This window comes from Williamsia sp. z34 (assembly GCF_059553395.1).
This window is the reverse complement of record NZ_JCANWW010000002.1, coordinates 582737-596608: the sequence shown is the minus strand read 5'-3', so window position 1 is coordinate 596608 and position 13872 is coordinate 582737. Positions and strand designations below refer to the sequence as shown.

At 63.8% G+C, this 13872-nt stretch carries 13 protein-coding genes; 8 read left to right on the top strand and 5 right to left on the bottom strand.

Annotation, left to right across the window (positions count from 1 at the left end; genetic code table 11):
• Positions 1–23: 23 nt before the first annotated feature.
• The 4 genes from AC51GT_RS07105 to AC51GT_RS07090 all read left to right on the top strand — a co-directional run bounded on the left by AC51GT_RS07105 (position 24) and on the right by AC51GT_RS07090 (position 3995).
• Positions 24–827 (top strand): alpha/beta hydrolase, encoded by an 804-nt coding sequence (locus tag AC51GT_RS07105; protein WP_496328297.1) that lies wholly within the window; start codon positions 24–26, stop codon positions 825–827.
• Positions 828–992: 165 nt separating this feature from the next.
• Positions 993–1955: a helix-turn-helix domain-containing protein gene (locus tag AC51GT_RS07100; protein ID WP_496328296.1), complete on the top strand. Its 963-nt coding sequence runs from the start codon at positions 993–995 to the stop codon at positions 1953–1955.
• The gene (locus AC51GT_RS07095; protein WP_496328295.1) at positions 1952–2944 is read left to right on the top strand and encodes a helix-turn-helix transcriptional regulator; all 993 of its coding nucleotides are present in this window, start codon (positions 1952–1954) and stop codon (positions 2942–2944) included. The genes AC51GT_RS07100 and AC51GT_RS07095 overlap by 4 nt, the downstream gene beginning before the upstream one ends.
• Positions 2945–2966: 22 nt before the next feature.
• Entirely contained in the window at positions 2967–3995 is a 1029-nt protein-coding gene (locus AC51GT_RS07090) for an oxygenase MpaB family protein (protein ID WP_496328294.1), read from the top strand.
• 34 nt (positions 3996–4029) lie between these two features.
• Here AC51GT_RS07090 and AC51GT_RS07085 read toward each other — a convergent pair whose 3' ends face one another.
• From AC51GT_RS07085 to AC51GT_RS07075, 3 genes are all read right to left on the bottom strand, one after another.
• Complete coding sequence (locus tag AC51GT_RS07085) at positions 4030–5238, bottom strand: alpha/beta hydrolase family protein (protein ID WP_496328293.1); 1209 nt, start codon at positions 5236–5238, stop codon at positions 4030–4032.
• Positions 5235–6326 (bottom strand): homogentisate 1,2-dioxygenase, encoded by a 1092-nt coding sequence (locus AC51GT_RS07080; protein ID WP_496328292.1) that lies wholly within the window; start codon positions 6324–6326, stop codon positions 5235–5237. The genes AC51GT_RS07085 and AC51GT_RS07080 overlap by 4 nt, the downstream gene beginning before the upstream one ends.
• 63 nt (positions 6327–6389) lie before the next feature.
• Positions 6390–7742, bottom strand: coding sequence for a hydroxysqualene dehydroxylase (locus AC51GT_RS07075; RefSeq protein WP_496328291.1), 1353 nt, complete (start codon positions 7740–7742; stop codon positions 6390–6392).
• 183 nt (positions 7743–7925) lie between these two features.
• On the opposite strand from AC51GT_RS07075, the gene AC51GT_RS07070 reads away from it, so the two are divergent.
• The 4 genes from AC51GT_RS07070 to AC51GT_RS07055 all read left to right on the top strand — a co-directional run bounded on the left by AC51GT_RS07070 (position 7926) and on the right by AC51GT_RS07055 (position 11274).
• Entirely contained in the window at positions 7926–8417 is a 492-nt protein-coding gene (locus tag AC51GT_RS07070) for a hypothetical protein (protein WP_496328290.1), read from the top strand.
• 185 nt (positions 8418–8602) lie between these two features.
• Positions 8603–9211, top strand: coding sequence for a DUF6611 family protein (locus AC51GT_RS07065; protein ID WP_496328289.1), 609 nt, complete (start codon positions 8603–8605; stop codon positions 9209–9211).
• A gap of 41 nt (positions 9212–9252) precedes the next feature.
• Complete coding sequence (locus tag AC51GT_RS07060) at positions 9253–10269, top strand: magnesium and cobalt transport protein CorA (RefSeq protein ID WP_496328288.1); 1017 nt, start codon at positions 9253–9255, stop codon at positions 10267–10269.
• A 168-nt stretch (positions 10270–10437) separates the two neighbouring features.
• Positions 10438–11274 carry an alpha/beta hydrolase gene (locus AC51GT_RS07055; protein WP_496328287.1) on the top strand — a complete coding sequence of 279 codons (837 nt, stop codon included), beginning with the start codon at positions 10438–10440 and terminating at the stop codon, positions 11272–11274.
• Positions 11275–11282: 8 nt separating this feature from the next.
• On the opposite strand, the gene malQ is transcribed toward AC51GT_RS07055, so the two are convergent.
• Both malQ and AC51GT_RS07045 read right to left on the bottom strand, forming a co-directional pair.
• Positions 11283–13409, bottom strand: coding sequence for a 4-alpha-glucanotransferase (gene malQ, locus AC51GT_RS07050; protein WP_496328485.1), 2127 nt, complete (start codon positions 13407–13409; stop codon positions 11283–11285).
• Between the two features lie 46 nt (positions 13410–13455).
• Entirely contained in the window at positions 13456–13851 is a 396-nt protein-coding gene (locus AC51GT_RS07045; protein WP_496325571.1) for a VOC family protein, read from the bottom strand.
• Positions 13852–13872: the final 21 nt, after the last annotated feature.

Sequence of the window (13872 nt, the reverse complement as noted above, 5' to 3'; positions counted from 1 at the left end):
ACCCTCGACCGAACGGAACCGCAATGGCTGCACCGCAGAACAATCCCGTCGTGTTCATCCATGGTTTGTGGATTCATTCGAGCGCGTGGACACCGTGGATGACCCTGTTCGCCGAACGCGGCTACACCACCAGTGCGCCGGGCTGGCCGGGTGACGGCGCCACCGTGCAGGAAACCCGCACGATGCCCGAGAAGATGAACAACGTTGGCATACAGGACATCTACGAGAACTACGTGGACGTGATCGCCGCGCTAGACACCAAACCGATCGTCATCGGACACTCTTTCGGCGGGCTGATCGCTCAAGAACTCCTCGCGACCGACGTCGCCGCCGCTGCCGTCGCGATCGATCCGGCGCCGATCAAAGGGGTCAAGGCACTCCCCTTCTCGCAGCTGCGGTCCGGATTCCCGGTCCTGTCGAACCCGGCGAACAAGAAGAAGACGGTGGCGTTGACGCCGAAACAGTTCAAGTACAGTTTCGGCAACACATTGACGCAAGAGGCTTCCGATGATCTGTTCGAGAAGTGGACGATTCCCGGGCCCGGCCGGCCACTGTTCGAAGATGCGACCGCCAACTTTCGACGGCACTCCCCGGCAGCAGTGGACACCCACAAAGCAGTGCGGGGGCCCTTGCTCTTGATCTCGGGCACCGAGGACCACACCGTCCCGGCGAAGGTGACCCGGGAAGTGCTCGCGCTGTACGCCGGTGGCGATTCGATCACCGAGTATCACGAGTTCGAAGGTCGCGGGCACTGCCTGACCATGGACGATGGCTGGGAAGAAGTCGCAGGCACGACACTGGCCTGGTTGAACGACAAAGGTTTCTGAGGCCCGGGTCGTCCGGTGATTCTCGGTCACGGATGGCCACTGAGCTCGGACAGCTGGGACCTCACAGCGCGGGAGGATCACAATCGGCGTACGGTGATTTCCAATCGTCGGTTCTGCGAGGTGATGCCCGTGGTCCCCGACTGTGTCGACCGAACGAGGTGAGGCATGCCGGTCATGTTTCGCTCATCCGAGCTTCCTGTGCACGAGCGAGCCGACGCCCTGAAGTCGATCTTTCTGGATCAGAGTTGGCCCCAGGATCTCGTGATCGGCGATCCGGCCGCTGCCGATGCCGTACTCGAGATGGCCGAGATCGGACAGACCAGTGTCTTCCAGGCGCACATCACCGGAATCACCCTGAGCCGCAAGCCAAAACAGATCCGGTCCGGACCCTCGGAGGTGCTGGCGCTGGCTCGACAGCGGCGGAGCGTTGGTCGACACGACCAGTTCGGTGTTCAGCGGGACGTGTATCCGGGTGAGTTGATGCTCATGGATATGAACGCGCCCTACTCATTCGGGTGGGACGGACCCGGTGCATCCCAGGCGCTGTACGTTCCGGTGGACCAACTCGGACTTCCGTACGAGGTGACCTCGGTGGCGGCCTCCCGCCTACCCGCCAGCCCGCTGTATGCACTGGTCGGCTCCCACATCTCCGAACTCGCCGCAGTTGGTGACGCACTGGCGGCCACTGCGGCGGCACCTGATGTCGACGAGTCCACCATCGAACTGACCCGCGCGATGCTGGCATCGGCCTACAACGCCGATTACGCGCGCGGCATGATGGCCGAGGTGCTGCTGCCGCGAATCCGCGGGTACATACGTCGACACCTCTCCGACTCGTCGCTCTGCCCGGACAAGATCGCGCGGGCCCACGACATCTCCACCCGAAAACTGTTCCGGCTCTGCGAAGACGCCGACTTCAGCCTCGAGCAGTGGATCATCACCAGCCGTCTCGAGGGCAGCCATGACGAACTGGCGCGTCCGGAAACCCGCAACGTCCCTGTTGCAACCATGGCCCGACGCTGGGGATTCACCAACCCGTCCTATTTCACCCGACGCTTCCGGGAAAAGTACGGCCTCACCCCACGCGCGTGGCGGGACATCGCCGCCTGTGACGACAAGAGCCGATGACACCCCCGCCGCATACGGTCACCGCGGACGGTTGTGGTGCCGCGCCACACCTCGTCGTGACCCGGACTCATCACGGTCGTGGCGACACCTCTGTGCAGAGTTGGGTCCTGGGCGACGGGGTCTGGTTGATGAACCTCCGCTTTTCCGGGCTTTCGGTGTCCTGTCCCCGTCGGCACCGCGCAGATCCACTGAGCCGAGTGCTCACCTTGGCCGTCCTCGAACCCGGTGGGTGGACCCTGTCCAGAGACCAGGCCGGTTCCGAGCAGCGATCCGGTCGACCCACACTGGTGGGTCTCGACCAGTCGAGCGCATTCGACTTCCGCGGACAAGGACCGGGGGCGGCGATCGCGGTTCACATCAACCATGCACGGTTGGCCCTCTCGATCGAGACCGTCCGACGCGGTCTCGACAACCTCCATTCCGGAGTCCCGCTGTATTCGCTCGTGTCGGACCACATCCGGCAACTCGGAGCCGTTGCGGCCAGTGATCCGCATCTGCTCGGCACACTGAACAACTCCACCGTCGGTATCGTCCGGTCCCTGCTGATCAGCGCAGCAGACCTCGTCCGAGCCAACTGTGCTGACGACGACCTGATCACCAGAATCGAGCGTCATATCGACGAACACCTCGACCACCGGGATCTCTGCGCCGACGCCATCGCCGCCGCTCACAACATCTCTGTGCGTCAGCTCTACAAGAACTGGCCGCAGACGCACGGCACCCTGGCCGGATACATCGCCTCACGCCGCCTGGAGCAAGCTCGGGCGTCGCTGCTGAGCCACCGGCATCTGACCATCACCGCGATCGCACGGAAGCACGGATTCACCCACGCCACGCACTTCGCCCAACTGTTCAGAGCGGCGTACGGAGTCACGCCGTCCGGATGGCGACGCGCCAACCGGCCACTGTCCGGGGCAACTCTGATCCCCCCCACTCGGGCTGCCGACGAGGATCAGTATCGGCGCGGGCGATCCTTGACTCTCGATTGAGACAAATCTACACTTTCGTCTCATGACAGACCTGCCGAACGCCCCTTCGGACGAGGCTGATGATTCAACCAGCGTCGACGCGACGGTTCTCCGTGCCGACGACTACGAGCCGCTCGGCCCGGACTCGCTCACCTGGCAGATCTGGGGCACATGGACGGGCATGTTCACCGGACTGTGGGCCGGTTCGATGCAGAACATGCACCCCAAGTTGGGCGCGGCGGTCTGGGAACACTCCGACTTCTTCGGCGAACGCTGGCAGCGCTTGATGCGCTCGCTCTACCCGATCAGCGGAGTGGTGTTCGACGGCGGAACGCAGACCGGACGCGAAGTTCGCGACTATCACCGAGACATCAAGGGCCGCATGGATGATGGCGGTCGCTATCACGCACTCGATCCCGATGTCTTCTACTGGGCGCACGCCACCTTCTGGTACGGCAACATCCGTTTGTGCGAGCGCTTCGGGCCGTGGCTGACAGAAGACCAGAAGCGGCAGCTCTTTGAAGAATCCAAGGCCTGGTACGCGATGTACGGCGTCTCGATGCGCCCCGTCCCCGATACGTACGAAGACTTTCTCGAGTATTGGGATCACATGTGCCGCAATGAACTCCGTGATCATCCGGCAGTAAGGACGGTGCTCGACATCGGACAGCTGCCGCCACCCCCCTTTCTCCGGTTCATCCCGGTCGCCTTCTGGGAGCGGTTCATCGCCCCGGGCAATCAGCGATTCTTCATGTGGATGACCACCGGCTTCTACGACGAGCCGATCCGCGAGATGCTCGGCCTGACATGGTCTGAGCGAGACGAGAAGCTCTTCACTCTCTTCGGCAAAGGGGTGAATCTGGTGATGCACCGATTGCTTCCCCAGCGACCCAGGCGTCATCCGCGTCCACGCGACGCCTGGGATCGGGTCAACGGCCGAGTCGCGAAGGACGCACCGCTGGTGGAGACACCCGAACGCAACTTGCCGTCTGCCTCAGAACGCGACAACCCCATGCACTACTGCCCGGTTCACGCCGCACGACGCGCGACCTATCCCCTACGCGTGAACTGATCGGCCGGACCGGGGTACGCCCGGGTCGGCGTCATCACGCAGGTCCGGACCGTGCTGTGCCGGTGGTTACCTCGGAAAGGTGGTCTGCCCATCCGTGCTCGGTCAGCCAGGTGGTGATCCGTCCGACGGCGTCGGCCAGGTGCGCCTTCATGTGCGGTCCCGAGTAGTAGTGCGTAGCCCCTTTCACCTCATAGATTTCGGCATCGGTGTTGACGAATGCTTCGTGGATGCGCCGGGTGTGACTCGGGGTGCAGGCATCATCGGCGGTGTTCCCGATGACCAGAACCGGCACGGTCACCGCGGGCGCGGAGGTGACCGCGTCGGCATGGGCGTCGTCCAGGCTCCACTGCGAGAGCCAGCTCCGTAAAGTACAGAACCGGGCCAGGCCAACAGGACTCATGTTCACCACCTGGGGATCGCCCAGGTAGCAGACCCCCGGTTCGCGATCATTCGGGTCGACCGTCGGGTCGAGCCAGCGGGGGTCGGCCATCGTGCCGTGGACAACGAACGAGAACTCGTCGACGTCGCGGCCGGCTTCGCGCAATTGATAGAGCTTGGCCTTGACCCAATGGGTGATTCGGCGATTCCTGGCCTCCTGTGCCGCGCGGTAACGAGACAGGAACTCCGAACTGTACGGCGGCTGATTCGGATTCGACGGGTTGTAGAGGTCGAGTTCGGGATCTCGGACCGACGGATCGTGCTCATCGAGGATGGACGCGTCGATCCACTCGGTCAGCGTCTGGTGACGGGACACGTGGGCGGCGAGCAGCATCAGGCCATCGGCCGGCGGCATCGTCAGTGACGTGAGATCGGGTCCATCCCCTGAGGGGGAGGTGGTCACCGTGGGATGTTCGGCCTGGGCCTGGTAGAACGTCGACAGCGATCCGCCCCCGCTCCACCCGGCCAGGACGACATTCCGATAACCCAGAACGTCTTTCGAGTGCCGTACACACGCGGCCAGATCTTCGGTGACCTTCTCCATCAGCAACGCCGTGTCGTTTCCCCGGTACCGGCTGTTGCAGTAGATGACATGGTGACCGGCGCGGGCCAGAGCGTTGATCATCGGCAGATACGCGCCACCACCGATCGGGTGCATGAACACCAGGACGGTGTCGGCGTCGGTGTCGTCGCGGAGCAGGTGGCTTTCCAGTGCGACGTTCTCGCCGGTCCCCCCGTAGATGTCCCGCGTGAGAGACGTTTCGGGAAACACGACCAGAAACGGGGTGCGGCTGTACGAGCTCATCGTTGCTCCTCGCCGACTGTCCGGATATCGGCGTTGACGGTGAGCGGCCGGTGGACGTCGATGGACATGATCGACCAGTTGACCCGGTCGTAGTCGTCCGACTTTCGGCGCGCCCGTGCCCGGGCGACCTCGGGTGGGCCATGGTGGATGCCCTGGGGCGCATGCGAAATGAGGCCGGTCGGCATGGGGATTCCGAACAGGTCGCCACTGTGGAAGAGGGCCACCTCGTCATAGTCGGCATTGCGGTGATACCACGGGAGACGTTCGGTTCCGGGACGCGATTCGGCCGGACGTGGCAGGAAGTTCAGAACCGCCACCCCCTCTGACTCGAGGAAGATCTGCGCGGTCGCCGGTAGATGCACGCTCTCGGACAAGATCGGGTTGTAGTGGCGGATGTTGAACTTGAACGGGAAGTAGTCGCCCTTCCAACCCTCCACGTCGCAAGGATTGTGGTCGTATTCGAGTTCTCCGGTGGCGTCCCGGCGGATCAGCCGGACGCGCCAGGTGGGTCCGCCGTCGGTCAGGACCTCGGGTTCGGGCACAAAGGCCATCGTCGGATCGAACGGGTGATGCCGTCCCAGGACCCCGGGAGCCGGGACCCGGAACTCCTCCACCGATTCGACGATGAGGATCGCGTGTTCACCGGCGGCGGGCACCTGCCGGTACGTCACCGCTTTGGGTAACAGCACCCAGTCCCCGGGCTCGTAGGGAATCTCACCGAACTCGGTCTGGAACACACCGGTACCCCGATGGACGAACATCAGCTCGTCACCACCGACGTTGCGGGTGAAGAAAGGCATCGGGGTGGTGCGCCGGCTCAGGAGGAAGCGGACATCCGGGTTCGAGAACAGGAGCAGCGGTGCGCCTTCGGCGTCGCGGAGATCAGTCGGTTCGAGATCGTCGACCATGACATCTGTGGGCGCGATGGTCCCCGTCGCCCGGTACTGGGTGGGGTCGTTGCGGCGATACAGCTGGGCCTGCCGGCCCACGAAACCATATCGACCGAGTTCGTCGTCTTTGAGGCCGTTGAGGTCGCGATGTACATGATCGGGTGTGGTTCCCTTGCGGAACTGGACAAACGACTCCATCTGCCGAACTCCTTTGCAGTTGCGCGTAGACGCCGCGGTCGGATGACGGCGCGATGGGCGTGATCAGGCCGGGTGGTTCGCGTAGTCCAGAATGACCTCGACCGCGCGCGCCGCACTCTGGCAGGCGCCCTCCATCGTGGTCGTCCAGTCGGTGCGGGTCCAGTCACCGGCCAGGGCCAATCCGCGCACCGCGGTCCGTTGATCCGGCCGGACGCCAGAGGTACCGGGCCGCTGCGCGAACGTGGATTTCGGCATCCGCACGACGTGGCTGTGAATCACCTCCGCATCGGCGGCGGCCGGGTAGTACCGCCGCAGCATCTCCATCTGGATCTCGGTGATCTCGGAATTGGACCTGTGCCTCAGCTCGTATGCCGCCGAGACGGTCGTGGAATAGAAGTGGTTGCGCGACGGATCCCGGCCGTGCATCCGCTGGCGATCCCAGACCTGTTCGAGAACTCCTTCTCCGCCATAGAGGATTTCGCCCCAGTCGGTCATTCCGATCGAACGATCGAGGTACAGATTGACGCTCACGATCGGGACCGGGGTCAAGTGCTCGGTGGCGGCGTAGATCTGCTCGTGACCAGGCACCCGGTCGAGGAGCCCCTTCACATTCCACACCGGGACCGCACAGATCACGGCGTCGGCGGCAATTCGCTCACCGTCGTTGAGGATGACGCCGGTAACGGTGTCGTCGACGACATCGACGGACGCGACGACGGCCCGGTTCCGCACCTGGACCCCGTTGTTGGCGAAGACCTTGTGAGCACCATCGATGAACAGGGTGCCGAGGTCGACGGTCGGGTACCCGATCGAGATGGGTGTCCTGGTCTGACGTGCCTGCCGGATCCCGGTGACGAGCAGATCGGCGGGTACCTTCGCCGACGAGATGTCGGGCTTGTCGCCGGTCAGTCCGATCACGATCCCGTCCCACAGGGCAGCGCGTGCCGACTGTGGCATTCCGATCCGCCGGAACCATTCGTCGGCGGTGATGTCGTCGAGCCATGCGGGCTGTCGTAGCGCCTGCCGGATCAAGGTGACCTGCGCACGTGCGGTCCGCAGCCGGTCCACACCGGTGACACCCGGCAGGTCGCCGAGCGCGGTCCGCAATCCGGCGATGCCACCGAACGCCGACCGACGACTGTCACCGCCGGGCATCCGGACGGTCATATGCCCTGGGAAGCAGACTTTCTCGCGGGTACCGACGCTGTCGAGGTACCGCATCAGATACACGTATCCGCTGGCGAAGACATGCTGCCCGTTGTCGGGTACGTCGTCGACGACCGGCAACGGCATCGGTGTTGTTCGACCACCGACCGACCCCCGGCGTTCCAACAGGGTGACCCGATGACCCGCCTCGGAAAGCCATATCGCCGATGCCAATCCGGCCAATCCCCCACCTATGACCACGCAGTGCATGGGGAGAGCGTAACCGTCACCGTTGACCGAAAAGGTGCGTTCAGATGTTCCGGCTCCGCGTGACCGAAATCGGGAGTGCGGCAGGCGAGATCGCATATCGGTTCCGCTGCGCGCACGTTTGGAATTCGTCAATTTTCGCTGCAGTACGGTGACGGGCCCGAGGCTGCGGCGTAATCGTTGACCATGATCACTTCTCGTCAGGTGAGTTCCGGACCGATTGCGTATTTCGGTCGCGACGACAGCCTCAAGCGTGCTTCGCAACGCTTCATGTCGACATCGCAGACACGGGCCGGTTCAACCCGGCCTGACCACGGCTTACCCGGTGTGGTGGTCGTCGACGTGGACCTGGTTGCATCGTCGAGAGTTGTCTTCGGCGTCGACTGGCCGCGCCGCGGCTCGGGGTCGATCGAGCGCGCGGTGGTCAACACCGTCATGCGATGGACCATCGAGCTCGGTGTGGAACGCGTCCTCGTGGCCAGCCTCAAGCGCGACACCATCACCCCCGATCGTCCGTTTCATCAGTGGGTCAGTTCCCTGTCCAAGGGGATCTGGTACGACCACGCGCTCAATGACCTGCCTGCGCCCTCCATTGCCTCGATACTTCTCCCGGCCACCGTCACACCCAGCAGCGCTGCGGAGATGATCAACGACTGGAGGGGTGACTCTGCGGGCTGAACACCTTCGATGATGACCGGGACAGGACCCGAATCGTTCGAAACCCTTGGGCGATAACCAAATTCGGCTGGTGACCGAGCGGTCCGGGCGCTTCCGTGCGGAACACGTCAAGATCTACCGTTTGATCGTCAAAGTTACGTCAGGATCGCAGCTCGGCAGCCTGCAGCAGGAGTACAGATGTGGTTATGAATGAAGATTCACGGGGTTCCGACGCACACGACCGATCCGGCGTCGGCCATCCCTCGCCGCTGGACGTTCTGGGACTGGCGCAGGGTTCCGGTCCGGACTGGTGGGCTCGATTGTGGGAGGGTTCCCACCTGTGGGGTGCGTGCGAGAACAGTTACCTCCGCCACGGGATATGGCGGGTGCGGATCACCGTGTATCCGCCCGGCGCATCAGCTGCGGATCGCCGGCGTATCCGGGTCTGGCGCGGCGCGGCGATGTGGAGCGCCGCGGCGTGGCTGCTGGGCTCGGTCGTGCTGCAGGCATCCGGGGTCTCGGCTGTTGTGGCGCTCGTGGTACCCATCGTTGCCGCGGTGGCGGCCGCGCTCGTGTGCAGGCGGTATGTGGGGTCACTACGTCATCGGATCAAGACTGTCGTGGTGCTGACGATGGCGGGATGCACACCAAAAACCGTCCTGAACCGGCGGGACGAACTCGTCGCCATGGCCACGACTATGATCGACGCAGATCGCGCGATGAAGGGCGGCGTCATCGACGCCGTTGAGCACGAACTTGTTTGGCAGCGCATATACGACGAGATCGGCTCGATGCAATGCGCCTTGGCGAAGTGACTGCCCGGTGATCCGGGCAGACGAACGAAATGGGTTTGGGTGTGGCGATCATTGACAATGCCGTCTACGTCGACGGAAAAAGAACCACCAACCCCGAAAGCCTCGATATCACCTATGACGTGACGCAGGCCCGTCACGGGATGTCATGGATCGGCTTGTATCGTCCGGACCGTGCCGAAATCGACTCGGTGGCAACAGAATTCGATTTACATCACCTGGCGGTGGACGATGCCATCGCGGCACATCAGCGTCCAAAACTCGAAGGTTACGGCGATCAACTGTTCGTGGTGCTCCGGCCGGCGCGATACGTCGGCCGCGCGGAGCGGGTCGAATTCGGTGAAGTCCACGTCTTCATCGGCCCGGACTTCGTGGTGACCGTCCGCCATGCCGAGTCGCCGGATCTCGCCCGCGTGCGGTTGCGGCTGGAATCGACGCCGGAGCTGTTGTGCCTGGGTACTGCGGCGGTGCTCTACGCAATCATCGATCAGGTTGTCGATGAATACCAGCCGGTTGTCGCCGAACTGCAGGCCGACATCGACGAGATCGAAGATCAGCTGTTCACCGGCCAACCCGAGGTCGCCCGCCGGATCTATGACCTGTCACGGGAAGTCATGGAATTCCAGCGGGCCACCGTTCCGCTGGTGACGATGATCGAGGCACTTCGCGAAGGCACGGAGGAAACCGGCGTCGACATCGAACTGCGCCGCAGGCTTCGTGATGTTCTGGACCACATACTGCGCATCACGGACCGTGCGGAAGCCTTTCGCGCGACCCTGCAGAACGCGCTCTCGGTCCACGGGAGCCTTGTGACACAGCAACAGAACGAAGAGATCCGCGCCATGACGCAGGTCAGCATCGAGCAGAACGAACAGGTCAAGCGCATCTCGTCATGGGGCGCGATCTTGTTCGCGCCGACACTGATCGCCGGGATCTACGGCATGAACTTCGAAGTCATGCCCGAATTGGCCTGGGCAGGAGGTTATCCCCTGGCAGTGGTGCTGATGGTGGCTGCATCAGTGGCGCTGTACGTGGTCTTCCGGCGTCAGAAGTGGCTGTGAAAGCCGAGCGGTTTTTCGTTGCAGAAACGATGAATTATGCGCTCTGGGAACAAAACCGTGCACGATCGGCCGGTTGACGTCTTCAACCGGACCGTACCTTTCTGGCAGGTCGGGCACAACGGCCGACTCGGCGCCGCGTGTGTCGACTTCGCGAGAAAGGACCCACCCATGATCGGCCCTGCCGCAACCCCGGACACCATCGTGTTGATCCATGGCCTCTGGATGACCCCACGTAGCTGGGAAGGCTGGGTCGCTCACTATCAGGCCCAGGGCTACAAGGTTCTGACGCCCGCCTACCCGGGGTTCGAGATCGAGGTCGAGGCGCTCCGGGAAAACCCCGATGTGATCGCCGGGCTGACCGTGCCGGAGACTGTGGATCACCTTGCCGCGGTGATCGAGTCGGTCGAAACGCCGCCGATACTCATCGGCCATTCGTTCGGCGGAACGCTCACTCAGCTACTGGTGGCCCGCGGCCTGGGAGCCGCGGCGGTGGTGGTGGACTCCGCACCCACAGAGGGGGTCCGGGTGAACCCGCCGTCCCAGATCAAATCCCTGTTCCCCATCCTGAAGAACCCGGCGAATCGGCACCGGGCGGCCGGCTTCACCCCGAAGCAGTTCCACTATGCCTTCACCAACACCCTGTCGGTGGCGGAGTCACAGGCGGTCTACGACCGCTATCACATTGCCGCACCGGGCAATTGGGTATGGGCGTACGGCCTCACCGCCAACTTCAAGCCGGGACACCAGGAAACCTGGGTCGACTACGGCAAGGATGATCGCGCGCCGCTGCTGTTCATCGCCGGTGGGGCCGACCACATCATGCCCGCCTCGGTGAACAAATCGAATGCCAAGCACTACCACAGGTCGTCGGCCGTGACGGACTTCTACGAGTTCGAAGGCCGCTCACACTGGACATGTGCCGAGCCCGGCTGGAAAGCGGTCGCCGACCATGCCCTCACCTGGGCACTGGAGAAGGCGACTGCTCCCCCGGTGGTGGCCGAATAGCAACCGGATCACCGGCCGAGCGCACGCACCAACCGGACGACGTGCGGGTTGTCGGCCAGGTCCTCGACCAGGACCGGTTTCCCATCCCCGTCGGCCAGGGGTATCGACCAGTTGGGGTATTGGGTTTCGTCTGTACCGGGCTGATTCTGGATGCGGACCTCTCCCACGGCATCGACAAGCGCGACGCCGAGGAGCATGGACGGGCTGCGGGCGATCAGGGCGTAAAGGCCGTCCACCACCGCCTCGGTGTCGGCGTCGTCGGCGATCAGTCCCCTGGCCCGGGCCATTTCGATGATGGCGTCCCGGTCGCGGGCATCGAGCGCGCGTTCGGTCGCCTCGTCCTGTTCGAGGAGTCCGAGCTCCGCGCGCAATCGGATATGTTCTCCGGCAAGGTATCCCGCGGTCGGTGGCAAGTCGTGGGTATTGACCGAGGTCAGGCACAACCGACGGTATGACTCTGGCGGTATCGGTGCGTGTTCGCCGTGTTCGAACCACAGGATCGACGTCCCCAGGATTCCACGTTCGCTGAGGTAATCCTGCACAAAAGGTTCGAAGACGCCGAGGTCTTCACCGATGACCACCGCCCCCGCGCGTTGTGCCTCGAGAACCAGGATCCCGATCAAGGCCTCGTGATCGAACCGCACATAGGTGCCGGCCGCAGGCGATGCGCCTGACGGGATCCACCAGAGCCGGAACAACCCCAGGATGTGATCGATCCGCAGCCCTCCGGCCCGCCTCAGGACCGTCCGGAGCATGTCCCGATAGGGCCGGTAACCCTGGTCGGCAAGACGCCAGGGGTGCCACGGTGGCTGATTCCACAGTTGTCCCTGTTGATTGAAGGCATCAGGCGGAGCGCCCACCGATACGCCGGCGGCGAGCGCATCACCGAGGACCCACGCGTCTGCACCACCCTGCTGCACACCGACTGCGAGATCGTGGATGATGCCGATCTCCATACCGGCGTCGAGAGCGACCTGTTGGGCAGTGGCCAACTGCTCGTCGCAAATCCACTGCAGCCAGCTGTAGAAGGCGATCCGGTCGGCGAACTTGATGCGGAGGTGTGCCACGCCTTCGGGATCACGAAGCGACTTGCGCCATTTCGGGCCGGCCGCACCGTATTTCTCCACCAGGGCACACCATGTCGCGAACTCGAGGAGGCCCCGACCCTCCTCGGCGAGATACTTGTCGAATTGCCCGCGGCGACGGGGGCTCAGTGGTACCCGGAACACGGATTCGAGGATCCGCAACTTGGCCCGGTAGACGGAATTCCGACGGATCCGGTGAGGGTCCGTGTTCAGCTTCGCGAACTTCGCGGCAAAGGACCGCATCTCGTGATGGGCGTCATCCGGCAACTGCGAGGCTTCCGGGATGTCCTCGACACGAATGTAGATGGGGTTGACGAAGCGTCTGGTGGTCGGAAGGTACGGAGACCTCTCCAACGGCGGCTGCGGCTCGGCGGCATGCAGTGGATTGACGAGAACGTAGTCGGCGCCGTGGACCGATCCGGCGATATGGGCGATGTCGGCGAGGTCGGAGAGATCACCGATCCCCCACGATCGGCGCGAGCGTACCGAATAGAGTTGCGTCGCCAGACCCCACAGCTGGTCATCTGAGAACCGGTCGGTGGTGGTCAGTCGCCGCGGTGTCACAGCGAGCGTGCACTGCGCGTTCGCCGATTCACGCGGGCCGTGATCGGCACCGACCGCAGCATGCAGCGTGTGCCATCCGGTCGGCAGTCCGGATGGGATGGCGAACGTGGCCCGGCCGACGAGTTGTCCGTCGACGTCTCTCGGATCGACCCAGATGTCGAGTTGAGCGACATCGACCCGATCGCCGTCCTCGGTCTGCACCCACACCCGCACCGGGTCACCATGCGGTACATGGACGCCGACGGTGGCGTCGGAACCTTCGGTCACCACCATCGCCGGTGGCAGCGTCCGCCGCCAGGGACCGAGTTCGAGGTCCGTCAGCGAGCGCTCGACCTCGTCCACCGACCCCGCCCGGACACCGAGCGCATCGAGGATGTGCTGCAAGGTCTCGGTGGAGACCTCACGGCGGGTCTTGTCCCACCCCTCATACGATGTGGCGACGCCGCACCGTTCGGCCAGATCTCTCAGTTGCTCGACATAGCCCACATTCATGATGCTGCCAGGTTCGGGAAGGTCGCGCTGATCGAGCAACCTACGGTTGACCCGATGTTCGCAGATCCTTACGCAAAGGATGGTCCGCAGGCACCTGGACCACGATGATCGTCGTACCGTCCGGGTCGGCGATGTGCATTTCGATCAGGCCCCATGGTTCGGTCCGCGCCTCGCGCCTGATCTGAACCCCGCGCTCTTCCAATTCGGCCTGCGTTGCGGCGAGATCACGCACCTGAAGCCACAGCACGGTGGTGCTCGGCACCGCGCCGCCCTCGGACAGATGGGCGGCGACCTCGATCAACGTGCCACCTGCGAAGAACACGGTGCCACCCGGATACTCACGAGAGATGGCGAGTCCCAGCTGATCCCGATAGAACGCCAGCGTGGTCTCGGGGTCGGCCGGGCGCAGGATGATTCGGCCACTGAGTACGTCCATACGTCTTGTCTACCGGACGAC

Coding starts and splice junctions, on each gene's coding strand:
- AC51GT_RS07105 (WP_496328297.1), top strand. CDS start 24: ATGGCTGCACCGCAGAACAATCCCGTCGTGTTCATCCATGGTTTGTGG.
- AC51GT_RS07100 (WP_496328296.1), top strand. CDS start 993: ATGCCGGTCATGTTTCGCTCATCCGAGCTTCCTGTGCACGAGCGAGCC.
- AC51GT_RS07095 (WP_496328295.1), top strand. CDS start 1,952: ATGACACCCCCGCCGCATACGGTCACCGCGGACGGTTGTGGTGCCGCG.
- AC51GT_RS07090 (WP_496328294.1), top strand. CDS start 2,967: ATGACAGACCTGCCGAACGCCCCTTCGGACGAGGCTGATGATTCAACC.
- AC51GT_RS07085 (WP_496328293.1), bottom strand. CDS start 5,238: ATGAGCTCGTACAGCCGCACCCCGTTTCTGGTCGTGTTTCCCGAAACG.
- AC51GT_RS07080 (WP_496328292.1), bottom strand. CDS start 6,326: ATGGAGTCGTTTGTCCAGTTCCGCAAGGGAACCACACCCGATCATGTA.
- AC51GT_RS07075 (WP_496328291.1), bottom strand. CDS start 7,742: ATGCACTGCGTGGTCATAGGTGGGGGATTGGCCGGATTGGCATCGGCG.
- AC51GT_RS07070 (WP_496328290.1), top strand. CDS start 7,926: ATGATCACTTCTCGTCAGGTGAGTTCCGGACCGATTGCGTATTTCGGT.
- AC51GT_RS07065 (WP_496328289.1), top strand. CDS start 8,603: ATGAATGAAGATTCACGGGGTTCCGACGCACACGACCGATCCGGCGTC.
- AC51GT_RS07055 (WP_496328287.1), top strand. CDS start 10,438: ATGATCGGCCCTGCCGCAACCCCGGACACCATCGTGTTGATCCATGGC.
- AC51GT_RS07045 (WP_496325571.1), bottom strand. CDS start 13,851: ATGGACGTACTCAGTGGCCGAATCATCCTGCGCCCGGCCGACCCCGAG.